The 23,804-nt window shown below is 63.6% G+C and carries 21 protein-coding genes and 1 pseudogene; 18 read left to right on the forward strand and 4 right to left on the reverse strand.

Annotation, left to right across the window (positions count from 1 at the left end; all coding sequences use genetic code 11):
• Positions 1 to 286: 286 nt before the first annotated feature.
• From CN933_RS11310 to CN933_RS11350, 9 genes and pseudogenes are all read left to right on the forward strand, one after another.
• Positions 287 to 801 (forward strand): annotated as a pseudogene (locus CN933_RS11310) (DUF992 domain-containing protein).
• A gap of 191 nt (positions 802 to 992) precedes the next feature.
• Entirely contained in the window at positions 993 to 1,913 is a 921-nt protein-coding gene (gene paaX / locus CN933_RS11315; RefSeq protein WP_102761550.1) for a phenylacetic acid degradation operon negative regulatory protein PaaX, read from the forward strand.
• Positions 1,914 to 2,117: 204 nt separating this feature from the next.
• A complete protein-coding gene (gene paaA, locus CN933_RS11320) occupies positions 2,118 to 3,116 on the forward strand; it encodes a 1,2-phenylacetyl-CoA epoxidase subunit PaaA (RefSeq protein WP_102761551.1) in 999 nt (332 codons plus the stop codon).
• Positions 3,117 to 3,135: 19 nt separating this feature from the next.
• Positions 3,136 to 3,420: a 1,2-phenylacetyl-CoA epoxidase subunit PaaB gene (gene paaB, locus CN933_RS11325; protein ID WP_100671085.1), complete on the forward strand. Its 285-nt coding sequence runs from the start codon at positions 3,136 to 3,138 to the stop codon at positions 3,418 to 3,420.
• Entirely contained in the window at positions 3,420 to 4,205 is a 786-nt protein-coding gene (gene paaC / locus CN933_RS11330; RefSeq protein WP_102761552.1) for a 1,2-phenylacetyl-CoA epoxidase subunit PaaC, read from the forward strand. The genes paaB and paaC overlap by 1 nt, the downstream gene beginning before the upstream one ends.
• 9 nt (positions 4,206 to 4,214) lie before the next feature.
• Positions 4,215 to 4,739, forward strand: coding sequence for a 1,2-phenylacetyl-CoA epoxidase subunit PaaD (gene paaD, locus CN933_RS11335; protein ID WP_100671089.1), 525 nt, complete (start codon positions 4,215 to 4,217; stop codon positions 4,737 to 4,739).
• Between the two features lie 23 nt (positions 4,740 to 4,762).
• The gene (paaE, locus tag CN933_RS11340; RefSeq protein ID WP_102761553.1) at positions 4,763 to 5,839 is read left to right on the forward strand and encodes a 1,2-phenylacetyl-CoA epoxidase subunit PaaE; all 1,077 of its coding nucleotides are present in this window, start codon (positions 4,763 to 4,765) and stop codon (positions 5,837 to 5,839) included.
• Positions 5,840 to 5,889: 50 nt separating this feature from the next.
• Positions 5,890 to 7,956 (forward strand): phenylacetic acid degradation bifunctional protein PaaZ, encoded by a 2,067-nt coding sequence (paaZ, locus tag CN933_RS11345; RefSeq protein ID WP_102761554.1) that lies wholly within the window; start codon positions 5,890 to 5,892, stop codon positions 7,954 to 7,956.
• Positions 7,956 to 8,456 (forward strand): acyl-CoA thioesterase, encoded by a 501-nt coding sequence (locus tag CN933_RS11350; protein ID WP_018096076.1) that lies wholly within the window; start codon positions 7,956 to 7,958, stop codon positions 8,454 to 8,456. Before paaZ ends, CN933_RS11350 begins: the two co-directional genes overlap by 1 nt.
• Positions 8,457 to 8,543: 87 nt before the next feature.
• On the opposite strand, the gene paaG is transcribed toward CN933_RS11350, so the two are convergent.
• Positions 8,544 to 9,335 carry a 2-(1,2-epoxy-1,2-dihydrophenyl)acetyl-CoA isomerase PaaG gene (paaG, locus tag CN933_RS11355; protein WP_102761555.1) on the reverse strand — a complete coding sequence of 264 codons (792 nt, stop codon included), beginning with the start codon at positions 9,333 to 9,335 and terminating at the stop codon, positions 8,544 to 8,546.
• An 88-nt stretch (positions 9,336 to 9,423) separates the two neighbouring features.
• On the opposite strand from paaG, the gene CN933_RS11360 reads away from it, so the two are divergent.
• From CN933_RS11360 to CN933_RS11370, 3 genes are all read left to right on the forward strand, one after another.
• Positions 9,424 to 10,740, forward strand: coding sequence for a 3-hydroxyacyl-CoA dehydrogenase family protein (locus tag CN933_RS11360; protein ID WP_102761755.1), 1,317 nt, complete (start codon positions 9,424 to 9,426; stop codon positions 10,738 to 10,740).
• Positions 10,741 to 10,860: 120 nt separating this feature from the next.
• A complete protein-coding gene (gene nspC / locus CN933_RS11365; RefSeq protein ID WP_102761556.1) occupies positions 10,861 to 11,958 on the forward strand; it encodes a carboxynorspermidine decarboxylase in 1,098 nt (365 codons plus the stop codon).
• Positions 11,959 to 12,001: 43 nt separating this feature from the next.
• The gene (locus CN933_RS11370) at positions 12,002 to 13,243 is read left to right on the forward strand and encodes a saccharopine dehydrogenase family protein (protein ID WP_100671101.1); all 1,242 of its coding nucleotides are present in this window, start codon (positions 12,002 to 12,004) and stop codon (positions 13,241 to 13,243) included.
• A gap of 81 nt (positions 13,244 to 13,324) precedes the next feature.
• Here the strand turns inward: CN933_RS11370 and CN933_RS11375 are convergent, their stop codons facing one another.
• Entirely contained in the window at positions 13,325 to 14,152 is an 828-nt protein-coding gene (locus CN933_RS11375) for an alpha/beta fold hydrolase (RefSeq protein WP_102761557.1), read from the reverse strand.
• 81 nt (positions 14,153 to 14,233) lie between these two features.
• A complete protein-coding gene (locus tag CN933_RS11380; RefSeq protein WP_180980706.1) occupies positions 14,234 to 15,325 on the reverse strand; it encodes a helix-turn-helix transcriptional regulator in 1,092 nt (363 codons plus the stop codon).
• Positions 15,326 to 15,717: 392 nt separating this feature from the next.
• Here CN933_RS11380 and CN933_RS11385 point away from each other — a divergent pair, with 392 nt between their 5' ends.
• From CN933_RS11385 to CN933_RS11410, 6 genes are all read left to right on the forward strand, one after another.
• Positions 15,718 to 16,677 (forward strand): LacI family DNA-binding transcriptional regulator, encoded by a 960-nt coding sequence (locus CN933_RS11385; RefSeq protein WP_234841195.1) that lies wholly within the window; start codon positions 15,718 to 15,720, stop codon positions 16,675 to 16,677.
• Between the two features lie 51 nt (positions 16,678 to 16,728).
• The gene (locus tag CN933_RS11390) at positions 16,729 to 17,964 is read left to right on the forward strand and encodes an ABC transporter substrate-binding protein (RefSeq protein ID WP_102761560.1); all 1,236 of its coding nucleotides are present in this window, start codon (positions 16,729 to 16,731) and stop codon (positions 17,962 to 17,964) included.
• Between the two features lie 90 nt (positions 17,965 to 18,054).
• Positions 18,055 to 18,972, forward strand: a complete 918-nt coding sequence (locus CN933_RS11395; RefSeq protein WP_018096085.1) for a carbohydrate ABC transporter permease — start codon at positions 18,055 to 18,057, stop codon at positions 18,970 to 18,972.
• Positions 18,969 to 19,832 carry a carbohydrate ABC transporter permease gene (locus CN933_RS11400; RefSeq protein ID WP_102761561.1) on the forward strand — a complete coding sequence of 288 codons (864 nt, stop codon included), beginning with the start codon at positions 18,969 to 18,971 and terminating at the stop codon, positions 19,830 to 19,832. Before CN933_RS11395 ends, CN933_RS11400 begins: the two co-directional genes overlap by 4 nt.
• 19 nt (positions 19,833 to 19,851) lie before the next feature.
• Positions 19,852 to 21,774 (forward strand): glycoside hydrolase family 127 protein, encoded by a 1,923-nt coding sequence (locus CN933_RS11405; protein ID WP_102761562.1) that lies wholly within the window; start codon positions 19,852 to 19,854, stop codon positions 21,772 to 21,774.
• Between the two features lie 12 nt (positions 21,775 to 21,786).
• Positions 21,787 to 22,872, forward strand: coding sequence for an ABC transporter ATP-binding protein (locus CN933_RS11410; RefSeq protein WP_102761563.1), 1,086 nt, complete (start codon positions 21,787 to 21,789; stop codon positions 22,870 to 22,872).
• Positions 22,873 to 23,138: 266 nt separating this feature from the next.
• On the opposite strand, the gene CN933_RS11415 is transcribed toward CN933_RS11410, so the two are convergent.
• Positions 23,139 to 23,774 (reverse strand): DUF1062 domain-containing protein, encoded by a 636-nt coding sequence (locus CN933_RS11415; RefSeq protein ID WP_102761564.1) that lies wholly within the window; start codon positions 23,772 to 23,774, stop codon positions 23,139 to 23,141.
• Positions 23,775 to 23,804 lie beyond the last annotated feature (30 nt).

Consider the following 23,804-nt stretch of genomic DNA (forward strand, 5'->3'; position numbering starts at 1 on the left):
CCAGACGGCCCCGGAACCGATCGGTTCCGGGGCCGCATCGTTATGCGGACTGGCGCAACCGCCGCACTCGAGATTTCTGGGTTTTCATGGTGAAGGCCTAAGACCGGGCGCAAGCCCGTAGTCCAATAGACGTGGTCTGGGAGATGTGGGACAGCGGCTATACGGAGCGCACGCAGGCAAGATGTTTTGCGACAGGCAGCGCTTTCCGAAACTGGTCTTGGCGGCTTCAAGCCTGCTTTCGACAATGCCTGACTCAAAGGCCGTAACCCACAGTAAGGAAGCATTAATGATTGAACGATTCCGTAACGTCCTGATCCGCGCGACAGTTGGCGGCCTCGCTTTCAGCGCTATCGCAGTGTCCGGCGCGACGGCCGAGGAGGCCAAGGGGCAGGCTCAGGCCGAGTTCGTAAAACGCGGCACACTCTCCTGCGACATTGCGGCAGGTATCGGCCTGGTCGTGGGTTCGTCGAAAGCGCTGACGTGCGTTTTCGAAGCAGACGGACAAAAGTCGCCTTACAAATATAGCGGCACGATCGACAAGCTGGGCCTCGATATCGGCGTGACGGCGGAGAGCCGCGTCGTGTGGTCGGTCTACGCGAAGCCAAAACCAAGCTCAAGGGCGCTCTTGCCGGCAACTATTTCGGCCTTTCCGCCGAATTCGCAGCCGGACTCGGGCTGGGCGCGAAATCCCTGGTCGGCTCGAAAAAGGAAATCGCGCTGCAGCCGGTGAAGATTGACGGCCAGACCGGGCTGAATGTTGCTGTTGGAATTGCCAGCGTGAAACTGACCCTGGTGAAATAACGGCATAAGGCCACCCGCCGCATTGGCCCTGCCGGTTGCGAACACCGCAACAGGCTCGGCACCGTTCACGCCAGCGCCACGCATCTGATCAGACGCGCGGCGCTGGCTTTCTTTGATCTGCTGCATGTTTTTGTTCTTTAATCGGCTACGGTTTAAAAACACGCAGCGGGTGGGGCTCGGAAGGCGGTCGGATGCAGGCGAACGGCGAAAATTCGGCAGAGCAGGGCTCTAGGATCATCCGGGCAATTCTGGATGAAACGCCGCTCAGGGCCGCAAGCTTCATCGTCACCATCTATGGCGACGTGGTGGAGCCGCGCGGCGGCGCGATCTGGATCGGCAACCTGATCGAGATCTGCGCCGGAGTCGGCATCAGCGAGACGCTTGTGAGAACCGCCGTATCCCGTCTCGTCGCCGCCGGCCAGCTCGCCGGAGAGCGGGAGGGACGGCGCAGCTTCTATCGGCTGACGGATGCCGCACGCGCGGAATTCGCCGCGGCGGCGCAGGTGATCTTCGGACCTCCGGAGGAAGCGAGCTGGCACTTCGTGCAGCTGATGGGTTCGTCGGCCGAGGAGCGGATGCAGGTGCTCGAGCGCTCCGGTCATGCGCGCCTGGGCCCCCGGCTCGCGGTCGGCGTGCGGCCGTTTCCGAGCGCGATCATGCCCGCCGTGGTCTTCCGCGCGGAGCCTGCCCAGGGCGCGAGCGAGTTGAAGGCCTTTGCCTCGGACTGTTGGGACCTCGCACCTCACGCGCAGGCCTACCGGCGGTTCCTTGCCTGCTTCGGCAGGCTCGCCGATCTTCCGGATACCGCTACGGCGATTGCTCCCGCTGAGTGCCTCTCTGCACGCCTACTCATGGTACACCAGTTCCGCTTCGTGACGCTCCGCGAGCCGCGCCTGCCAGCCGAAATTCTGCCCGCCGATTGGCCGGGGGACGAAGCCCGCCGCCTGTTCGCCCGGCTATACCGCAGCCTGTCTCCCCAGGCGGACCTGCATGTCGGGCGGAACTGCGTCACTCTCACCGGTCCGCTGCCGAAGGCGACCGGCGCGACGGAGCATCGGCTTCAAATGCTGAGCGGCGAAGCTGCGCCTGGGAAAGCCGGCGGCCCCGGTTGACCTGCCGCGCTCCTTCGTTCCTCATTCCTGCGACGCGTACGAAGACGGACGAAAATACCCGCCCCATCTCATTCATTAAATGTCACAGAAAAATGTGTAAATGACGTTGAAGTGTGACATGTCCTGCGCTAAATTCTAACCGATCGGTCAAAAGGAACTGCATCGACATCACTCCCGAACGCCCCTGGCGGAGGAGAGAGCAGCATGTATGCTCAGATGGTGAAGACGGATGCCCCGCGGGTCAAAAGCCGCGACGATATGGACCCGCAAGAGCGCGCTTTCCAGGAGCGGATCGACGCGGGTCAGAAGATCGAGCCGAAGGAATGGATGCCGGAAGGCTATCGCAAGACGCTCATCCGCCAGATCAGCCAGCACGCCCATTCCGAGATCGTCGGCCAGCTTCCCGAAGGCAACTGGATCACCCGTGCGCCGACGCTGGAGCGCAAGGCGATCCTGCTCGCCAAGGTTCAGGACGAGGCGGGGCATGGTCTCTACCTCTACTGCGCCGCCGAGACGCTGGGGGTGAGCCGCGACGCGCTTTACGAGCAGCTCCATTCCGGCAAGGCCAAGTATTCGTCGATCTTCAATTATCCGACGCTCAGCTGGGCGGATATCGGTGCCATCGGTTGGCTCGTCGACGGCGCGGCGATCATGAATCAGGTGCCGCTGCAGCGCTGTTCCTACGGACCCTATTCGCGCGCGATGATCCGCATCTGCAAGGAAGAGAGCTTCCATCAACGGCAGGGCTACGACATCCTGATCAAGATGATGAAGGGCACGCCTGCCCAGAAGGCCATGGTGCAGGACGCACTGAACCGCTGGTGGTGGCCGTCGCTGATGATGTTCGGCCCGTCGGACGACGCCTCGGTCCACTCGGCCCAGTCGATGGCCTGGAAGATCAAGCAGAACTCCAACGACGAACTCAGACGGAAATTCGTCGACCAGACGGTACCACAGGCAGAATATCTCGGACTGACCATCCCCGATCCGGATCTGAAGTGGAACGAGGAAAAAGGCGGCTACGATTTCGGCGAGCCGGACTGGAACGAATTTTTCGAGGTGATCGCCGGCAATGGCCCCTGTAATGCCGAGCGTCTCGGCGCGCGCAGGACGGCCTGGGAGGACGGCGCCTGGTTCCGGGACGGCCTGACGGCACATGCCGAAAAGGCCGTACGTCGCGCGCAGCCGGTCGCCGCCGAATGAACATCGGGAGCGAAACGTTATGTCCAGCGAATGGCCCCTCTGGGAAGTCTTCATCCGCGGCCAGCACGGCCTGAGCCATCGCCATGTCGGCAGCCTGCACGCGCCGGATGCCGAAATGGCGATCAACAACGCCCGTGACGTCTACACCCGCCGCAACGAGGGCGTCAGCATCTGGGTGGTGCGTTCGAGCGACATAGCGGCAAGCGCGCCCTCGGAAAAGGGCCCGTTGTTCGAACCTGCGAATGCGAAGGTCTACCGTCACCCGACTTTCTTCGACATTCCGGATGAGGCAGGGCATATGTGATGGTTCAGACAACCGCGATGCAGGCGGCCGTCGACCGGGCCGCGCTTTTCGATTTCCTGCTCGGCATGGGCGACAATACGCTGATCCTCGGCCATCGCCTTTCGGAATGGTGCGGCCACGCCCCGGCTCTCGAAGAGGACATCGCGCTCGCCAACACGGCACTCGACCTCATCGGCCAGACGCAGCTCTGGCTCGGCCTTGCAGGCGAGGTCGAGGGAAGGGGCCGCAGCGCGGACGATCTTGCCTATCTCCGAGACGTGCGAGACTTCCGCAACCTGCTGCTTACCGAGCGGCCAAACGGCGATTACGGCGAGACGCTGATGCGCCAGTTCCTGTTCGATGCATGGCACTATCTCGCACTGAAAGGCCTTCGCGGCTCCCGCGAGCCGCGCATTGCCGGGATAGCCGAGAAGGCGTCGAAGGAGGTGGCCTATCATCTCGAACGGAGCCGCGATCTCGTGATCCGCCTCGGCGACGGAACGGCGGAAAGCCACGCCCGGATGCAGGAGGCGCTGGACGATCTCTGGCCCTATACCGGCGAGATGTTCGTGAGCGAGGCGCACGACCTCGCCCTTGCGGCTGCCGGCGTCGCGCCGGAACCGGAGAGCTTGAGGGCCGATTGGGAGGCGCTGGCCGCCGAGACACTGCGCGCGGCGACGCTCGAAAAACCGGAGGACCGCTATATGCACGGGGGCGGCAAGCGCGGCCTCCATACGGAGCATCTCGGCTATGTGCTCGCCGAGATGCAGTTCCTGCAGCGCGCCTATCCCGGCGCCAGCTGGTAGGAGGCTCGCATGGCAACGGCGATACGCCCCTCGATCGCGGATGTGTGGCACTGGCTCTCGCAAGTGCCGGACCCGGAAATTCCGGTCATCTCCGTGACCGACCTCGGCATCGTCCGCAACGTCGGCTGGGATGGCGAAACGCTGGTGGTGACGGTGACGCCGACCTATTCGGGCTGTCCCGCCACGGCGGTCATCAATCTCGATATCGAGCGGCAGCTCAAGGAGAACGGCATCGAGAGTGTCAGGCTCGAACGCCAGCTCTCGCCCGCATGGACCACCGACTGGATCAGCGCCGAGGGCCGCGAAAAGCTTGAAAGCTACGGCATTGCGGCTCCCGTCGACGGCACCGGTGCCGAGGGCAGGCTGTTGAAACGGATCGAAGGCCTCTCGGGCGGCGCGGCGCAGACGGTCTCCTGTCCGCGTTGCGGCTCCGCCCGGACCGAAAAGGTCAGCCAGTTCGGATCGACGCCCTGCAAGGCGAGCTATCGCTGCCGGGACTGTCTGGAGCCCTTCGATTATTTCAAATGCATCTGAATACGAGGCGGAAGAACGCTCATATGGCACGCTTTTATCCTCTTCAGGTCATCGACGTCCGGCGTGATACGCGCGATGCCGTGGTCGTGACGCTCGAGCCGCGCGAGGAGGACCGCGCCGCCTTCGATTTCAAGCAGGGGCAATATCTGACGTTCCGCCGCCTCTTCGGCGGCGAGGAACTGCGCCGTTCGTATTCGATCTGCGCCGGTCTCGACGAAGGCGCCCTGAAGGTGGGCATCAAGCGCGTCGATGACGGCTGCTTCTCCAGCTGGGCGAATGAGGAGCTCGCGCCCGGCGACACGCTGGAAGCCATGCCGCCGATGGGGGCCTTCTTCACGCCTATCGAGCCGGAGGCCGCCAGACACTATCTCGGCTTTGCGGGCGGCAGCGGCATCACGCCGGTGCTCTCGCTCATCAAGACGGTGCTCGCGCGGGAGCCGCGGTCCGCGTTCACGCTTGTCTATGCCAACCGCCACTTCAGCTCGATCATGTTCCGCGAGGAACTGGACGACCTCAAGAACCTCTATCTGGGGCGGCTTTCCGTTCTGCACGTCCTCGAGAACGAAGCCCAGGAGGTCGACCTGTTCAGCGGCCGGCTCGATCAGGAAAAATGCACTGCCCTCTTCCGGAGCTGGATCGATGTAAGGTCGGCTGATACCGCCTTCATCTGCGGGCCTGAGCCGATGATGCTCGCGGTTGCCGCAGCACTTCGCGCGCATGGCCTTGGCGACGATCGGATCAAGTTCGAGCTGTTCGCCTCCTCCCAGCCCGGCCGTGCCCGGCGCAAGGTCGAAAGCGCCGCCGGCGCCGATAGCCGGGCGCGCTGCGAGGCGACCGTGATACTCGACGGCGCCACGCGCAGCTTCACCTTTCCGAAAGAGGGGCTGAGCCTGCTCGAAGCGGTGCTCGAAAACAGCATGGACGCACCATTTGCCTGCAAGGCGGGGGTCTGCTCCTCATGCCGCGCCAAGGTGCTTGAAGGCGAGGTGGAGATGGAGAGCAACAACGCGCTCGAGGACTACGAGGTAGAGCAGGGCTATGTGCTGACCTGCCAATCCTATCCGCTCAGCGACCGGATCGTGGTCAGCTACGATCAGTGACCGCCGATGCCGAGCCGACGCTGAAGCTGAACTGACGGGAGGACCATCCGATGAACGCAGTGGCGGACCGGCCGCGCCGGCTCGAAAGCTATATCGCCGGCACCTGGATGCGCGGAGCGAAGGACGGCGTGACCCTTTGCGACGCCGCGACCGGCGCGCCGGTGGCGCTCGTCGATTCCGGCGGCATCGATTTCGCCGCCGCGCTTGCCTATGGACGCGAAAAGGGCGGGCCGGCGCTTCGCCGGATGTCGTTCCACGAGCGGGCGATGATGCTGAAGGCGCTTGCCCAGGTACTGATGGAGCGCAAGGAGGAATTCTATGCGCTCTCCACCGCCACCGGCGCCACGCGTGCAGACAGCTGGATCGACATCGAAGGCGGCATCGGGACACTCTTCTCCTATGCGTCGAAGGGCAGGCGGGAGCTACCGAACAGCCGCGTCCTCCTTGACGGCGGCGTCGAGGCGCTGTCACGCGACGATACGTTTTCCGCCCAACATATCCTGACACCGTTTCAGGGCATCGCGGTGCACATCAATGCCTTCAACTTTCCCTGCTGGGGCATGCTCGAAAAGCTCGCGCCGACGCTGCTGGCGGGGATGCCTGCGATCGTCAAGCCTGCGAGCCAGACCGCCTATCTCGCCGAGCTGGTGGTGCGGCGGATCGTCGACACCGGTTTGCTTCCGGAAGGCGCGCTCCAGCTCGTCTGCGGCTCCTCGCGCGATCTTCTGGATCATGTCGGCGACCAGGACGTGGTGACCTTCACCGGTTCGGCCACGACCGGGCGCAAGCTCAAGACCCATCCCGCGATCGTCGGCAATTCGGTGCGCTTCACCATGGAAGCCGATAGCCTCAATGCGGCTGTCCTTGGGCTCGATGCGGCCCCTGGAACGGAGGAATTCGATCTTTTTATTCGCGAAGTCGCCCGCGAGATGACGTCCAAGGCCGGGCAGAAATGCACGGCCATTCGCCGGGTGATTGCGCCGCGGGCCCATTGCGACGCGCTGGTCGCCGCTCTCGGCGAGCGGCTTGCCAAGGTTCCGCTCGGCGATCCCGCCGACGAGAACGTGCGGATGGGGCCGCTCGCAAGCCTCGGCCAGCGTGAAGAGGTGAGGGCGCGCATCCGCGATCTCACAACGGATGCAGAGATCGTTGCAGGCGATCCGGCAAGGCCGCAGCTCGTCTCCGGCGATGCGGAGGCGGGGGCTTTCCTCAACCCCGTTCTTCTCTATTGCGATCGTCCCGGCGCAGCGCGGTCGGTCCACGACGTCGAGGCCTTCGGCCCCGTGAGCACGATCATGCCCTATGATACGGCGGAAGAGGCGGTTGAACTCGTCCGGCGCGGAAGGGGGAGTCTCGTCACCTCCGTCTTTACCAATGATCCCGATATTGCGCAGGAGCTGGTGATCGGCATGGCGCCGTTCCATGGCCGTGTGATGATCGGCAACCGCCTGAGCGCGAAATCCTCGACCGGGCACGGCTCGCCCTTGCCTGGTCTCGTCCATGGCGGCCCGGGCCGGGCGGGCGGCGGCGAGGAACTCGGCGGCATGCGGGGCGTCAGGCACTACATGCAGCGCACGGCCGTTCAGGGCGCGCCGGCTCTCGTCTCGGCGGTCACCGGCCGCTGGATGGAGGGTGCGCCGGCGCGAGCCGGGGGCGAGCACCCCTTCCGCAAGTCGCTGGCAGAGCTGCGGGTCGGCGACCAGATCGTCACGGCGACGCGCACCGTCAGGCTCGAAGACATCGAGCATTTCGCCGAGTTCACCGGCGATACGTTCTACGCGCATATGGACGAGGAGACCGCCCGCGCCAATCCGTTCTTCGACGGGCGCGTCGCGCATGGTTATCTCGTCGTTTCCCTGGCCGCCGGTCTCTTCGTCGATCCCGCCCCGGGGCCGGTGCTCGCAAATTACGGCGTCGACGGGCTGCGCTTCCTGACGCCCGTCTATCCCGGCGACACGCTTCAGGTCCGCCTCACCTGCAAGGAGATCAGCCCGCGAATGAATGCCGACTATGGGGAGGTGCGATGGGACTGCCGCGTCTCCAACCAGACTGGCGCAACCGTCGCGCAATATGATGTATTGACCATGGTGGCGAAGACCGGAAGCGGGGAAGAATGATGACGGAGCAGGAGACGCGGCATCTGGTGATGACCGTCCTGATGACGCCGGACATGGCGAATTTCAGCGGCAAGGTGCATGGCGGTGCGCTATTGAACCTGCTCGACCGAGTGGCCTTCTCCTGCGCGTCGCGCTTTTCCAAGCAATATGCGGTGACGCTCTCGGTCGACCAGGTGATCTTCAAGGAGCCGATCCATGTCGGCGAACTCGTCACCTTCCGCGCGGCGATCAACTATGCCGGCCGTACCTCGATGGAGGTCGGAATAAGGGTGGAGGCGGAAAACATCCGGGCGGGCACGCGGCGGCACACCAATTCCTGCTATTTCACCATGGTCGCCGTCGACGAAGCGGGCCGTCCCGTCACGGTCCCGGAGTACCATCCGGAGACGGCAACCGAAAAACGCCGCCACCAGGCGGCCGAGCTGCGCCGCACGCTTCGGCGGGAATTCGCCCATCGGCTGAAGACGGTCGCGGAAACGGGGCGGGATGTTGGGGAGTAGACGGACTCCGATCGGATGGCGTCGATACCCTCTCCGCCCTGCCGATCCAATTCAGAGGGGGGCCGGCGTCAAGCTCCGCCGCATCGGTCAGCGACCCCTGAATTCCGGGTTGCGCTTCTCCAGGAAGGCTGCCACGCCCTCTGCATAGTCGGCGCTGCGGCCGGCTTCGCGCTGCAGGTCGCGTTCGAGGTCGAGTTGTTCGTCGAAGGAATGGGTGGCGGCGGCGTGGATCGCGCGCTTGGTCAGACCGAGCCCCCTGGTCGGCCCGGCAGCGAGCCGCACGGCAAGTGCGGAGGCCTCGTCCATCAGCGCCGCGTCGTCGACGGCGCGCCAGATCAGGCCCCAGCTCGCCGCCGTCTCTGCGTCCAGCGGTTCGGCCGTCATCGCCAGCCCCTTGGCCCGCGCTTCGCCGACGAGCCGCGGCAGGCTCCAGGTTCCGCCGGAATCGGGCACCAGTCCGATTTTCGCGAAGGCCTGGATGAAGCGGGCGGAGCGGGCGGCAAGCGTGATGTCGCAGGCGAAGGCGATGTTGGCGCCGGCCCCGGCGGCAACCCCGTTGACGGCGCAGACGACGGGCTTTTCCAGGCTTCGGATCAGCTTCAGGAGCGGATTGTAGAAGGTCTCGATCGTGTGGCCGAGGTCCGGCGTGCCGCCCTTGCGGGGATCGCGGTCGCCGAGATCCTGGCCCGCGGAAAAGCCGCGTCCCGCTCCCGTCAGCATCACGGCACGCACATCGTCGTCCGATCCGGCGCGCTCGAAGCCGGCGCGCAGTGCCAGATGCATTTCCTCGTTGAAGGCATTGAGCTTGTCGGGCCGGTTGAGCGTCAGGCGCAGGACGCCGGCTTCAAGCGCCGACAGCACGGTGTCGGAATCGGACATGTTTCCTCCCTGCACCCTCGGTCCCGCCCATAAAAGCCTTGCATGGACCGACCCGCCGGTCAATCATGACGCACGGAGGACGAGCATCGTGCCCCTCAGCATCGTGCATAGAGACGGGGTCGCCGTCGTCGCCACCGGCAACCCGCTGCGCCACGTTTATCATGCCGAGCGCGCCGCACGCCGTCCGCCGGCGCTAGCCGGCATCGAGCCGCGCCCCATCCGTTCGGCGGCGGTGATCGGCGGCGGCACCATGGGAACCGGCATCGCCGCGGTCCTGCTCAACGCCGGAGTTCCGCTCGTCCTGGTCGAGCGCGACGAGGCGGCGGTGGAACGGGCGCTTGCCAGGCTGCGCGCAATCTTCAACGGCGCGGTGAAGCGCGGACGCATCTCCGTGAGGCTTGCGGCCGAGCGCCTGGCAGCCGTTACCGGCACGACGCATTATACGGCGCTCGCCGAGGCGGACCTGATCATCGAGGCGGTCTTCGAGGATCTCGACGTGAAGCGCGATGTCTTTCGAAGGCTCGCCGCCGTCTGTCGCGCTGACGCCATTCTCGCGACGAACACGTCCTATCTCGATCCCGAACGGATCGCCGCGGACATCGGGAGCCCGGAGCGGTTTCTCGGGCTGCATTTCTTCAGCCCCGCGCAGGTGATGAAGCTTCTCGAAATCGTGCCCACGCAAGCGACGGCGCCCGAGGTGCTGGCGACCGGTTTCGCGCTGGCGCGGATGCTGAACAAAATCCCCGTGCGCGCGGGTATCTCGGACGGTTTCATCGGCAACCGGATTCTCAAGGTGATGCGGGCCCAGGCCGAGCGGCTGCTGCTCGGCGGCGCGACACCCGCCGCCGTCGATGCCGCCATGCGCGCCTTCGGGCTGCCGATGGGGCCGTTCGAGGCGCAGGACCTCGGCGGGCTCGATATCGCCGCCTTCCAGCGCCGTGCCGCCCGCGCCCGCGGCGAGACGGCTTTTGCGCCGGTCGCCGACCGTCTTTCGGAGATCGGGCGCTTCGGCCAGAAGAGCGGCGGCGGCTGGTACGACTACGCGCCCGGCGACCGAACGCCACGGCCCTCCGCGACGGTCGCCCGCATCATCGCGGACGAGGGTCGGGGCCGGCCCCGAAGCGTTTGGGACGAGGCCGCCATCGCCGACTGCATCTTTTGGCCGATGGTCAACGAGGCTACGCGGATTCTCGAAGACGGAACGGCTCTGAGGGCCTCCGATATCGATCTCGTGGAGATCCATGGCTACGGCTTTCCGCGCTGGCGGGGCGGGCTGATGCATCATGCCCAGGCGCACGGCCTTCACAAGGTCGCGGAGGCGCTGAGTGCGCTTGCGGAGGCGGGATTCGCCGATCCCCCTTGCGACCCGCTGCTCCAGGCTGCCGCGCGAGGCAGCTTCCTTTGACGGCGCGCCCCGCAAGGCCACGGGGCGGGCATTTTGTCTCGGCCGGCCGAGCCGGGTTGCGCAAACGGCCACGTTTTCCTAGGAGGACCGTTTCGGATTTAAGAACAGACAGGTCCTGCCTTGATCGAGACCCCATACTACCTCATCGACAAAGCCAAGCTTACTCGCAACATGGAAAGGATCGCCCATGTGCGCGAGAAATCCGGCGCCAAGGCTTTGCTGGCGCTGAAGTGCTTCGCCACCTGGTCGGTTTTCGACCTCATGCGCGACCATATGGACGGCACCACGTCTTCCTCGCTCTTCGAGGTGAGGCTCGGCCGCGAGCGGTTCGGCAAGGAAACCCATGCCTATAGTGTCGCCTATGGCGACAACGAGATCGACGAAGTGGTCTCTCACGCCGACAAGATCATCTTCAACTCGATCTCGCAATTGGAGCGTTTTGCCGACCAGGCGGCGGGCATCGCGCGCGGACTGCGGCTCAACCCTCAGGTCAGTTCCTCTAGCTTCGACCTGGCCGATCCGGCGCGTCCCTTCAGCCGGCTCGGCGAGTGGGACGTGGCGAAGGTCGAGCGCGTCATGGACCGGATCAACGGCTTCATGATCCACAACAATTGCGAGAACAAGGATTTCGGTCTCTTCGACCGGATGCTCGCTCGGATCGAGGAAAGGTTCGGCTCGCTCATCGCCCGCGTCGATTGGGTAAGCCTCGGCGGCGGCATTCACTTCACCGGGGACGACTATCCCGTCGAGGCCTTTTCGGCGCGCCTCAGGGCATTTTCCGACCGCTACGGCGTTCAGGTCTATCTGGAGCCGGGCGAAGCGTCGATTACGAAGAGCACGACGCTCGAAGTGACGGTGCTCGACACGCTCTATAACGGCAAGAATCTCGCCATCGTCGACAGTTCGATCGAGGCGCACATGCTTGACCTGCTGATCTATCGCGAGGCGGCCAAGGTTTCGCCGAACGAGGGGCCGCATAGCTACATGATCTGCGGCAAGTCCTGCCTCGCCGGCGACGTCTTCGGCGAGTTCCGCTTCGCCGAAGAGCTGAAGGTCGGCGACCGCATCTCGTTTCAGGACGCCGCCGGCTACACCATGGTCAAGAAGAACTGGTTCAACGGCGTGAAGATGCCGGCGATCGCCATCAGGGAACTTGACGGAAGCGTCAGGACCGTCCGCGAATTCACCTACGCGGACTACGAGCAGAGCCTCTCCTGAGGCTTCGCGCAAGCAAGACGGGTAGAAGGAGATATCCCCCGAAATGAAAAAGAACGTTCTCATCATCGGCGCCGGTGGCGTGGCACAGGTCGTGGCGCACAAATGCGCCCAGAACAGCGATGTATTGGGAGATATTCATGTTGCCTCACGCACGGTCGACAAGTGCCGCAAGATTATCGACTCCGTACGCGAAAAGAACAGTCTGAAGACCGAGGTGAAGCTCGAGGCGCATGCGCTCGACGCGCTCGACGTCGAGGCGACGAAGGCGCTCATCGTGAGCACCGGCTCTCAGATCGTGATCAATGTCGGCTCCGCCTTCGTCAACATGTCGGTGCTGCGCGCATGCATGGACACGGGTGTGGCCTATATGGACACGGCGATCCACGAAGAGCCGAACAAGATCTGCGAGACGCCGCCGTGGTACGGGAACTATGAATGGAAGCGCGCCGCCGAATGCAGGGAAAAGGGCATCACCGCCATTCTCGGCGTCGGCTTCGACCCGGGCGTGGTCAATGCCTATGCGCGCCTCGCCAAGGACGAATATTTCGACAAGATCACGGATGTGGACATCGTCGACATCAATGCCGGCAACCACGGCAAATATTTCGCCACCAATTTCGATCCGGAGATCAACTTCCGGGAATTTACCGGCGTCGTCTATTCCTGGCAGAAGGGCGCCTGGCAGACGAACCGGATGTTCGAGGTCGGCAAGGAGTTCGACCTGCCCGTCGTCGGCAAGCGCAAGGCCTATATGACCGGCCATGATGAGGTTCACTCGCTGTCGAAGAACATGGACGGGGCCGACGTGCGCTTCTGGATGGGCTTCGGCGACCATTACATCAACGTCTTCACGGTTCTGAAGAACTTGGGCCTCCTGTCAGAGCAGCCGGTCAAGACGGCCGAGGGCCTCGAGGTGGTGCCGCTGAAGGTGGTCAAGGCAGTCCTGCCGGACCCGGCGTCGCTCGCGCCCGGCTACGAGGGCAAGACCTGCATCGGCGATTTCGTGAAGGGCCTCAAGGACGGCAGGGAACACGAGGTGTTCATCTACAACGTCGCCGACCACCGGCAAGCCTATGAGGAAGTGGGCTCGCAGGGCATCTCCTATACGGCCGGCGTTCCGCCGGTGGCCGCCGCGATGCTGATCGCCAGCGGCGAGTGGGATGTGAAGCAGATGGCAAATGTCGAAGAACTGCCGCCCCGGCCCTTCCTCGACATCCTGAACCGCATCGGCCTGCCGACGCGCATCAGGGACGAGCAGGGCGACCGGGCACTCAGCTTTTCCTGAAAGACGCCGGGGCCCGGACGGGAGTCCGGTTGCAGCCCGGCCGTCATATGACGGCCGGGCTGCAATCGCCGCGACGCCCCCTCATTCCCGGCCCAGGAAATGCAGGATGTGATCGGTAAATTGCTCCGGATCCTGAAGCAGCGAAAAATGGCTGACTTCCGGCTGGATCAATAAACCCGCTGCGGGAATGCTGTCCGCGATGAACAGCGTGTCTTCTCGCCTGACGACCTCCTCATGGTCACCATCCACGACCCAAACGGGAACGGCGATGCTGCCGAGAGCCTCTGCGGTGAGGTTCGGTTGCGATTCCCACATCCGGTCCATCTGCTTACGGAAGTCGCCGTAGGCGCCCGGTGTGGGAGACAGTTTCACATATTCTTCGCGCGCCCTGTCGAGATAGGCTTTGAACAATACGTTTTGGTCCAGTGGGTAGAGGCCTGACGGCTTGCTGTTCGCTGCGAAAGCGAACACCCTGCTTATGCGTTCCGCATGGTCGGTCGCGAGCTTCAGTCCGATGATCGCACCGTCGCTCCAGCCGACGATGGCGGCTTTCTGCAGGCCGAGGAAATCCATCAGCGCCACCACATCGGTCGCCATGAGGTCATAGCTCAAGGGTCGTTCATCCCGGGTGCTGCGGCCATGGCCGCGGCTGTCCATGACGATGACCTGATAGGAGCCGGCGAGCGTGGAAATCTGGTTTCCCCAATAGCTCGAATTGCCGAGTCCGCCGTGGAGCATGATGACGGGCTCGCCGCTGCCGTAGACCGCATGCCAGATCTTGATGCCGTTCACCGGCGCCTCTCCCTCGCGCCCTGCTGCGGGAAGGTCCGGCGTTTCCGGCAGCATCTTCCATCTCGGCTCCGCCATCGCCGTGCCAAGCGAGGCAGCGCCCGCAATCAAAGAGTACATGATTTTCGTTCCCCAGCGCTTCCCACGACCCGACTGGGTCGGGCTCTCTATTGTCGCCATCGTTTCCCCCGCCAGCGATTGTCAGTTTTCCATTCGCAGCAGCCCGCTTATTCGAAGAAGCTCCATCTGGCTTCTGACGCCGAGCTTGCCGTAGAGGCTCTTCACCTGGGTCCTGACCGTCTCCCGCGAGATGCCGGCGGCATCGGCGATCCGCGCCGCATTCTGCCCCGAGATCAGACCCTGCATTGCCCGCAACTCCGCGGCCGTCAGACCATTCGCGCTTGCAAATCCCCTGAGATCCAGGGGCGGCTCCTTTGCTTGGGATTCGATCAGCACGATCACGGAAGGGCCTTCGAAATAGGCAGACTCGCAGTCCTTGCACGTGCGAATGAGCGTGAGCTTCGTCGAACCGAGGACGAAGGTCGTGGCCGTCTCTCCGTCGAAGCCGCGGCGGAGCATCCCATGGAGTGCCGCGTCAGCATCGCTGTCCCGGATATGCAGTTTTCCCCCGGGGGTCAGCCTCAGGACCCGTCCCGCTTCGACCATCGCCTGGCCCTGGGCGCCGAAATTGATCGCGCGAGCGCCTTCGTCGACGACGACGACGCCCAGCTCACTCTTCTGACATACGGAACGGCCAAGTTCGGACGCGACGGCGCTCCGCCGGTTGGCGTACCGGAAGGCCCGCCGCAGATGCGGCGCCAACCGCGTCAGCAGATCGGCCACGTCCCGGTTCTTCTCGGGATCGGCTCTCGAGGTGGTAATCGACAGCAGCATTGACTGTCCGCGCTCTCTGGCGAGCGTCACGCCGACCGCGCTTTCCCCGACCATCGGTCGAAAGAAGTCGTTGTAGAAGGGTGTTTTCACGAATTGCTCGCGTGGCAGCATCTGCTCGGCGACGATACCGATCCCGATCTTCCGCCGAGAGGCTGCGGGCATCCACGGATTGAGCTTCGCATAGTGGCTGGCGTAGTCCGAGACGACGTCGGCCGGCAGACCCGATGTAAGCTCCCATGCCCCAGCCCCACTGTCGACGTCGTGATAGAACAAGGTCGATCGGCCGTCCGGAAGCGTAGCGGCCAAGCCGTCGAGAAAACTCTGCCACGTCGTCTCGTGAAGCAATGCGGAATAGATCCGGTCGGCAAGCCTGCTCTCGACTGCAGCTTCGATGCTCATGGCGGCCCCTCCTGCATAGTGGGCAGACCTGCTCCGGACTGCAGGTCCCCCGCCTGCAGTTCCTGAGCAGCCCAGGCTCTGACTATAGGCGATCAACCTCGACCTGGCATCACCCCGCGGGGTGAGCGTCTCGGCCGCTCGTCTGCGGAGCTCTCGGGGGAGCGTATCGTCCCGCGAAGGCGGGCTTCGCTCGCGCCGCGGGATGAGCCAGCGGATCGCTAACGCGGAACGGGAAAAATCATACTTTTTCGTGAGAAAACCTTTTCTCATCTTGACGGACTCGCTGAGAAAAGGTTTTCTCACGTCAGCTTATCTCAAAGGAGGCGAAGCTGAGTTCGCAGCGCGGCAAGGGACATCGGGTCACGATTCACGATCTGGCAAGGGTTGCCGGCGTGAGCGTTTCGACCGTGTCCAAGGCTCTCAACGACAACGGCCGCATGGCCGCCGGAACGCGTGAGCGTATCAAGAATCTCGCGGCGGAAATCGGCTTTCGTCCGAATGCGCTGGCCCGCGGCCTGCTCAGCAACCGGAGCTTTACAGTCGGCCTTCTGACCAACGACACCTATGGCCGCTTCACCCTTCCGGTAATGGCCGGCATTTCCGAGGCGCTGGTGGATCATGGGGTTTCGGTCTTCCTCTGCGCAATCGAGGACGACCCGGCGCTCGGGAAAATCCATGTCGACGCCATGCTGGACAAGCAGGTGGACGGCATCATCGCGACAGGCAAGCGGGTCGACAGGTCTCTCCCGGTCGATCTCGCCGGCCTGCCGGTGCCCGTCGTCTATGCTTTCACCAAGGGCGAGCCCGGCAGCGTGACGCTGACCTCCGATGACGGTCATGGCGCGAGGCTGGCGGCAGGACGGCTGCAGAAGATGGGCCGCAAGCGGCTGTTGCACATCACAGGCCCGCTGGAATTTACCTCCGCGGTCGAGCGCGCCGAGGCATTTCGGGCCGTCGCCGGCGATGGGGCGCCGGTCCTGCATGGGGTCTGGTCGGAGGCCTGGGGTCACGAGGCGATCGGCCGCATCTGGGATGCGGGCGGTGAGAGGCCCGACGGCGTCTTCTGCGGCAACGACCAGATCGCCCGCGGCGTGGTCGATGCGCTGCGCGAGCGCGGCGTCAGGGTGCCGGAGGATGTCTCCGTCATCGGCTTCGACAATTGGGAGATCATGGCGGCGCAGACGCGGCCGCCGCTGACGACCGTCGACATGAACCTGAAGGAGCTTGGGCGGGAGGCCGGGCTGATGGTGCTTGCACTTGCAGAGGGGCGGACGATCGAGCCCGGCCTGCGCAAGCTGCCCTGCCGGCTTGTCGTACGGGACTCCTGCGGAGGCGGGGGACGACAGAATTGATTGAGGAGATGGGGTCACCCGGAGTGGCCCCGCATTTGGGAGGAATGCGAAATGTTCACGAAACTGATGGCAGCGACGGCCCTCATATCGGCCAGCATGATCTCGGTCGCATCGGCCGAGACGATCAGCATGTGGGTCCGCTCGGGTATCGGCGACTCGTTCAAGGAAGTCGTCAAGGCCTACAATGCAGGTCACGAGCACAAGGTGGAGCTCACCGAGGTGCCCTTTGCCGAGCTCGTGCAGAAATATGCCACTGCGATCGCCGGCGGCCAGGCGCCGGACGCGCTTTCGCTCGACCTGATCTACACGCCGGCATTCGCCGCCGCCGGTCAGCTGGAAGACCTCACCGACTGGGCGAAGGCGCTGCCCTACTTCAATTCGCTCTCGCCCTCGCATGTGAAGCTTGGCACCTATGAGGACAAGATCTACGGCCTGCCGCTCACGGTCGAGACCTCGATCTTCGCCTGGAACAAGGACCTCTACAAAAAGGCCGGCCTCGACCCCGAAAAGGCACCGGAGACCTGGGAGGAGATCACCGCCAATGCCGAGAAAATCCGCGCGCTCGGTGGCGACACCTACGGCTTCTATTTCTCCGGGGGCGGCTGCGGCGGCTGCATGATCTTCACCTTCACGCCGCTGACCTGGGGCGCGGGCGCCGATATCCTTTCAGCCGACGGCAAGACCGCGACGCTCGACACGCCGCAAATGCGCAAGGCCGTCGACATCTACCGCAACATGGTCGAGAAGGATCTCGTTCCCGCGGGCGCCGCGAGCGACAACGGCGTGAATTTCCTCAGCTTCACCAATGGCAAGATCGGCCAGCAGAGCCTCGGCGCCTTCGCCATAGGCACGCTGGTGACGCAGCATCCGGAGATCGATTTCGGCGTGACGCTGATCCCGGGCGTCGACGGCAAGCCGTCCTCCTTTGCCGGCGGCGACAACTTCGTCGTCACCAAGGGCACGCCGAAGCTCGAAGAGGTGAAGGAATTCCTCGAATATACCTATTCGCCGGAAGGCCAGAAGATCATGGCGAAATTCGGCAGCCTGCCCACCCGCGGCGACATCGCCAATGAGGTGCTCGAAGGCCTCGACCCGCGCCTCAAGGTCGGGATGGAGGCGATCGCCGTCGCCCAGACGCCTTATACGCTGCAATTCAACGACCTGATCAACAGCGCCAACGGGCCGTGGGCGACCTTCACCAGTGCTGCGATCTATGGCGATGACGTCGACGGGGCGTTCTCGAACGCACAAGACGAGATGCAGTCGATCATCGACGCCGGGCAGTAAGGCGGACACGAGGAAACTGCCGCTTCGCGGATGGCGGGTGGGGATAACCCCCTCCGCCACCAGTGCCCCGAAACTCTCGAAAGTGCATACATGACGACGTCAGCGCTCACATCCGCCAGGCACCGACGCCGCCCGAAGCGGCAACCCGGCTGGCGCGGGCTCATCTATATCGCGCCGGCGATGGCGCTCGTCACGCTCTTCTTCGTGCTGCCCGTGCTGTTCACCCTGTGGATGAGCCTGCACAAATGGCCGCTGCTCGGCGAGCCGGCCTGGATCGGTTTGCGCAACTATACGCGGATGTTCACCGATGCGCGGTTCTTCAACGCGCTCGGTTTCACCGCCCACTATACCCTGATCGTCACGATAGCGATTTTCGCGGTCGCCTTTCCGCTGGCGATTTTCGTGGAGAAACAAAGGCCGTTGGTCTCGCTCTACCGGACCATCGTCTTTCTGCCTGTCGTCGTGGGGCTCGCATCCGCCTCGCTGCTCTGGGTGTGGCTCGCCAATGTCGACAGCGGGCTTTTCGCGCCGCTCTTCGATATGCTGGGCCTCACCTCCGGACGGATCAACCTGCTCGCCAAGTTCGATACCGCGTTTCTGACCATCATCGTCATGGTGGTCTGGAAGATCGCCGGCTTCACCATGATCATCCTGCTGACGGGGCTGCAGGCCATCCCGGCCGAACTGACCGAGGCCGCGCGCATCGACGGCGCCGGCCGCTGGCAACGCTTCCGCCACCTGACGCTGCCCCTGATGCGCCGGACCATGGCGCTGGCGCTCATCCTTTCGGTCACCGGCTCGATCCTCGCCTTCGACCAGTTCTACATCATGACCAGCGGTGGCCCGCAGAACAAGATGATCTCCGTCGTCTACTATATCTTCAACCAGTCCTTCGTGTCTTTCAATCTCGGCTACGGTGCGGCACTGTCGATCGCGCTCCTCCTGATCCTGGTGACGCTCAGCGTCGTCCAGCTCTGGCTGCTCAAGGTGGGGGACGAACGCCCATGAGGACGCGCCGCGAAATCCGCGCCCGCAAGGCGCTCCGGGACAGGATCGTCTACCACGGCATCGGCATCGGCACGGCCTTCTTCTTCCTGGCGCCCTTTGCCGTTTCCTTTCTTGCCTCCTTCCGGCCGAACAGCGAGTCCGGCAGGCCGCCGCTGCCGCCATGGCCGATCTCGGGGCTGAGCTTCGACGCCTACCGGGCGCTCGACAGCTTCGGTGCCGGCATCTGGCAGCACATGTTCAATTCGCTCCTCGTGTCGATCGGAACGGTCGCCCTGACCGTCGCGGTCAGCGTGCTCGCCGGTTACGGCTTCTCCCGCTACCGCTTCCCGTTCAAGAACGCGCTTTTCGTGCTGATCATCGCGACGCTGATGATCCCGTTCCAGTCGATCCTGACGCCGCTCTTCATCATCCTGGCGCGGCTCGGGCTCAACAATTCGCTCATCGGGCTGATGCTCGTCTATGTGACGCTGCAGCTTCCCTTCTCCGTCTTCATGATGCGCAACGCCTTCGATGCCGTGCCGAAGGAGATCGAGGAGGCGGCACGCATCGACGGCGCCCGCGACGTGAAACTGCTCGTGCGGGTGTTGCTGCCGCTGGTCATGCCCGGGATTGCGACCGTGTCGATCTTCGCCTTCCTCAATGCCTGGAACGAATTCTTCGCCGCGCTCGTCCTTCTGTCCAGCAACGACAATTACACGCTTCCCGTTCTGATGACCGCCGTGCGCGCCGGCCGTCTCGGTGCGATCAACTGGGGCGCGGTGCAGGCCGGCGTCGCGGTGATGGTCGTTCCCTGCCTGTTCGTCTTCCTTCTTCTGCAACGCTATTACATGCGCGGGCTGATGGCCGGCGCGGTGAAATGATCCGAGAGAAAGAAACCTCATGACAAAGACCGTGAAAGACCGCCAGTTCCGCCCCGTTGCCGTTCCCGATGTCGAACTCGGCGGATTCTGGGGCAAGTGGCAGGATGCCGTCTGCCAATCCACCGCCGAAACCCTGCTCGACCGCTGCGTCGAGGCTGGCATGATCAAGGCGATCGACGTCAGTGAGCCAAGCCCCGGTGTCGTCATCCCCATCCAACCCTGGGGCGGTACCACCCAGATGTTCTGGGACTCCGACCTCGGCAAGTCGATCGAGACGATCGCCTATTCGCTCTACCGCCGCCCCAATCCGGAACTCGAGGCGCGTGCCGACCGGATCATCGACATGTACGAGAAGCTGCAGGACCAGGACGGATATCTCAATGCCTGGTTCCAGCGCGTTCAGCCCGACAGGCGCTGGACCAACCTGCGCGACCACCACGAGCTCTATTGCGCCGGCCATCTGATCGAGGCTGCCGTCGCCTATTACCAGGCGACCGGCAAGCGCAAGCTTCTCGACATCATGTGCCGCTTTGCGGACTATATGATTACGGTCTTCGGGCATGGCGAAGGGCAGATTCCGGGTTATTGCGGCCATGAGGAGATCGAGCTCGCGCTCGTCAAGCTTGCGCGCGTGACGGGCGAAAAGAAGTATCTCGACCTTTCGAAGTTCTTCATCGACGAGCGCGGCACCGAGCCGCATTTCTTCACCGAAGAGGCCAAAAGGGATGGCCGCGATCCGGAGAGTTTCATCCAGAAGACCTATGAATACGGTCAGGCGCATCAGCCGGTGCGCGAGCAGAAAAAGGTCGTCGGCCACGCCGTGCGCGCGATGTATCTCTATTCCGGTATGGCCGACATCGCGACCGAATACAGGGACGACAGCCTGACGGCGGCCTTGGAAACGTTGTGGGACGACCTCACCACGAAGCAGATGTACATCACCGGCGGTATCGGTCCGGCAGCCTCGAACGAGGGTTTCACCTGCTATTACGACCTGCCCAACGACACGGCCTATGCCGAGACCTGCGCCTCCGTCGGCCTTGTCTTCTGGGCGAGCCGCATGCTCGGCCGCGGCCCGAACCGCCGCTATGCCGACGTCATGGAGCAGGCGCTTTACAACGGCGCCTTGCCGGGCCTTTCGATCGACGGCAAGACCTTCTTCTACGACAACCCGCTGGAAAGCACTGGCGGGCACCACCGATGGAAGTGGCATCATTGCCCCTGCTGCCCGCCCAATATCGCGCGGCTCGTGACCTCGATCGGTTCCTATATGTATGCGGTCGCGGAGGATGAGATCGCAGTCCATCTCTACGGCGAAAGCACGGCGCGGCTGAAACTCGCGAACGGCGCCGAGGTCGAGCTCAGGCAGGAGACCAGCTACCCCTGGGAGGGGGCGATCGCCTTCACGACGAAACTCGCCAGGCCGGCGAAGTTCGCGCTGTCCTTGCGCATACCGGAATGGGCGGTCGGCGCGACGTTAAGCGTCAACGGTAGGATGCTCGATCTCTCGGCTCATTTGACCGGCGGCTATGCCCGCATCGAACGCGAATGGTCGGACGGCGACCGGGTGGCGCTTTATCTGCCGCTGGCGCTTCGGCCGCAATATGCCAATCCGAAGGTCCGGCAGGATGTCGGCCGCGTGGCGCTGATGCGCGGTCCGCTGGTCTATTGCGTCGAAGCCACGGACAATGGCGAGGATCTGAACGCAATTGTGCTTCCCCGCGAACTGCCGGCTGCCGAAACGGTCGTGCTCGATGATCTGAACGGTGCGATTGCCATCGACATTTCCGTCGAGCGCGAGGAAACGGAGGACTGGGGAAAGGCGCTTTACCGACAGACGAGGCCTGAGCGCCGCCCGCACAAAGCGCGCTTCGTGCCCTATCATCTCTGGGACAACCGGGCGCCGGGAGAGATGCTCGTCTGGGTCCAGTCGGAAAAGTAGGCGACCTCCAGGATGGCGAACGGCATCAGCAACAAGAGCGTCGTGCTCAGCGACATAGGCAAGAGTTATGGCGGCCTGGAGGTTATCCATGGCATCGACCTGACGATCGAGGAAGGCGATTTCGTCGTCTTCGTCGGCCCGTCGGGCTGCGGAAAATCGACCCTGCTGCGAATGATCGCAGGGCTCGAAGAGGTGACCGAGGGGGAGATCGCAATCAAGGGCAGGGACGTGACAGACCTCGACCCCTCCGAGCGCGGCATCGCCATGGTCTTCCAGTCCTACGCGCTCTACCCGCATATGAGCGTCAGCGACAATCTCGGCTTCGGGCTCAAGATGGCGCGAACGGATTCGGCCGAAATCGAGCGCCGCGTAGCGCAGGTCTCGTCCATCCTCAAGATCGACCATCTGCTCGACCGAAGGCCCGGCCAGCTTTCCGGAGGCCAGCGCCAGCGCGTGGCGATCGGCCGGGCGATCGTGCGCAAGCCCGACGTCTTCCTGTTCGATGAGCCGCTTTCCAACCTCGATGCGGAACTGCGCGTCTCGATGCGCATCGAGATTGCCCGCCTGCACCGCGAGCTCGGCAACACGATGGTCTATGTCACACACGATCAGACGGAAGCGATGACGCTGGCCGACCAGATCGTCGTGCTTCGGGACGGCCGGATCGAGCAGGCCGGCAGCCCCCGCGACGTTTACGAGGATCCGGCCAACATGTTCGTGGCAGGCTTCATCGGTTCGCCACGGATGAATTTTCTCGATGCGCAATGGCAGGGGGACGGGACGATCCGGGTCGGCGAGACCACACTCGAGGCAGCGATCGACGGCGGCAGCCTGAGGCACGGCGAGCGCCTGCTTTTCGGCATAAGGCCCGAACATATCGCCGTGGCGGAGCCGGGACCGGAACGGATCACTGCCCAGGTCGAGTTCTCGGAATATCTCGGTGGAACGCGCTACCTCTACTGCCAGCTCGAAGACGGCCAGAGCCTCGTCGTCGAACAGCGCGAGGGCCCGAACTGGCAGGCAGGGGAAAGACTTTCTTTCGCCGTACCGGAGGACCGAAGGCGGTTCTTCGCCGAAGACGGGCGGCGTTTGCGGTAGCGAGCCGCACCGCTCTCAACTGCCGCATGGCCGTGCTTGGTTATGCAGATGCAGGGGGCTACATTTAAAGAAGCGATCCACATGGAGGGCCGGCGTGCCGATCAATGTCAACAACCCCGAGGCGGATGCCCTGGCGCGCAAGGCGTACCGATCCTGGCCACCGACGACGAGTTTCGGCAGAGCGCGCTGATTAAGTGCAGCCGGAGTGTCTTCCATCGGAAAGCACCGCAAGGGGTCCTGAAGTTCCCGCCCTTGGGGGGCTCCTTCTATGAAGTATTTTCAATAGCAGCCGGCTTCCACACCAGATCCTTGTCGGCTACACCTGAAAGATCCAAGGTTACCCGAATACCGTTCCTGATTCGCCGTCGTAAGAGATCGGTGCGATCAGGTGCCGTCCGAAGCAAAGCGCTCCGATGGAGTGCGCTCAACTGAGAGCGCGAGATTCTTAGCTCCAAGGCAAGTAAGCGATCCAGGCGCGTACTGCTCGGGAATGGAACCGAAAGCTCGATCTCCAAGTGCACCCAATCAGCAACCTCGTGCAGCAGCTCCTTTCGAACCTCGAATTCGGAAAACTCATCGATCCTTTGCGACTTCCGCCTGAGTGCTTCGAGATTGAAAGTCTCCGCTTGAATCCAAGAGGGATCGTTGGACTGTAGTGCGTCGAGGACAGCGGGACGGATGTCGCGAACATTTCGGCGTTCGAATATTGGGCGGTTCCAGGTCCTGTCGCACGTCGAGCATTTGTAGATAAGCCATGCATCAAGCTTCCGACCATTGGCATTAAGCCTGATCTTGTTGCTGCTTTCGAAGGCTCTAACGCCGCCGCATCCGCTGCATGCTACCCAAGGCTGAGGGGGGATTAGGGGAATGATGGTCCAACGGACCTGAAGTGTATTGCACATACCGTCTTGGCCTTCCTTTCGGAAGTCCAC

Origin of the sequence: Sinorhizobium sp. M4_45 (genome assembly GCF_002885915.1) — a bacterium.
Classification (GTDB): Bacteria; Pseudomonadota; Alphaproteobacteria; order Rhizobiales; family Rhizobiaceae; genus Sinorhizobium; species Sinorhizobium meliloti_A.

Bases quoted from the DNA above. Each gene is read 5' to 3' on its own strand.
- paaX (WP_102761550.1), top strand. From the start codon at position 993: ATGCAGGCGAACGGCGAAAATTCGGCAGAGCAGGGCTCTAGGATCATC.
- paaA (WP_102761551.1), top strand. From the start codon at position 2,118: ATGTATGCTCAGATGGTGAAGACGGATGCCCCGCGGGTCAAAAGCCGC.
- paaB (WP_100671085.1), top strand. From the start codon at position 3,136: ATGTCCAGCGAATGGCCCCTCTGGGAAGTCTTCATCCGCGGCCAGCAC.
- paaC (WP_102761552.1), top strand. From the start codon at position 3,420: ATGGTTCAGACAACCGCGATGCAGGCGGCCGTCGACCGGGCCGCGCTT.
- paaD (WP_100671089.1), top strand. From the start codon at position 4,215: ATGGCAACGGCGATACGCCCCTCGATCGCGGATGTGTGGCACTGGCTC.
- paaE (WP_102761553.1), top strand. From the start codon at position 4,763: ATGGCACGCTTTTATCCTCTTCAGGTCATCGACGTCCGGCGTGATACG.
- paaZ (WP_102761554.1), top strand. From the start codon at position 5,890: ATGAACGCAGTGGCGGACCGGCCGCGCCGGCTCGAAAGCTATATCGCC.
- CN933_RS11350 (WP_018096076.1), top strand. From the start codon at position 7,956: ATGACGGAGCAGGAGACGCGGCATCTGGTGATGACCGTCCTGATGACG.
- paaG (WP_102761555.1), bottom strand. From the start codon at position 9,335: ATGTCCGATTCCGACACCGTGCTGTCGGCGCTTGAAGCCGGCGTCCTG.
- CN933_RS11370 (WP_100671101.1), top strand. From the start codon at position 12,002: ATGAAAAAGAACGTTCTCATCATCGGCGCCGGTGGCGTGGCACAGGTC.
- CN933_RS11375 (WP_102761557.1), bottom strand. From the start codon at position 14,152: ATGTACTCTTTGATTGCGGGCGCTGCCTCGCTTGGCACGGCGATGGCG.
- CN933_RS11380 (WP_180980706.1), bottom strand. From the start codon at position 15,325: ATGAGCATCGAAGCTGCAGTCGAGAGCAGGCTTGCCGACCGGATCTAT.
- CN933_RS11390 (WP_102761560.1), top strand. From the start codon at position 16,729: ATGTTCACGAAACTGATGGCAGCGACGGCCCTCATATCGGCCAGCATG.
- CN933_RS11395 (WP_018096085.1), top strand. From the start codon at position 18,055: ATGACGACGTCAGCGCTCACATCCGCCAGGCACCGACGCCGCCCGAAG.
- CN933_RS11400 (WP_102761561.1), top strand. From the start codon at position 18,969: ATGAGGACGCGCCGCGAAATCCGCGCCCGCAAGGCGCTCCGGGACAGG.
- CN933_RS11405 (WP_102761562.1), top strand. From the start codon at position 19,852: ATGACAAAGACCGTGAAAGACCGCCAGTTCCGCCCCGTTGCCGTTCCC.
- CN933_RS11410 (WP_102761563.1), top strand. From the start codon at position 21,787: ATGGCGAACGGCATCAGCAACAAGAGCGTCGTGCTCAGCGACATAGGC.
- CN933_RS11415 (WP_102761564.1), bottom strand. From the start codon at position 23,774: ATGTGCAATACACTTCAGGTCCGTTGGACCATCATTCCCCTAATCCCC.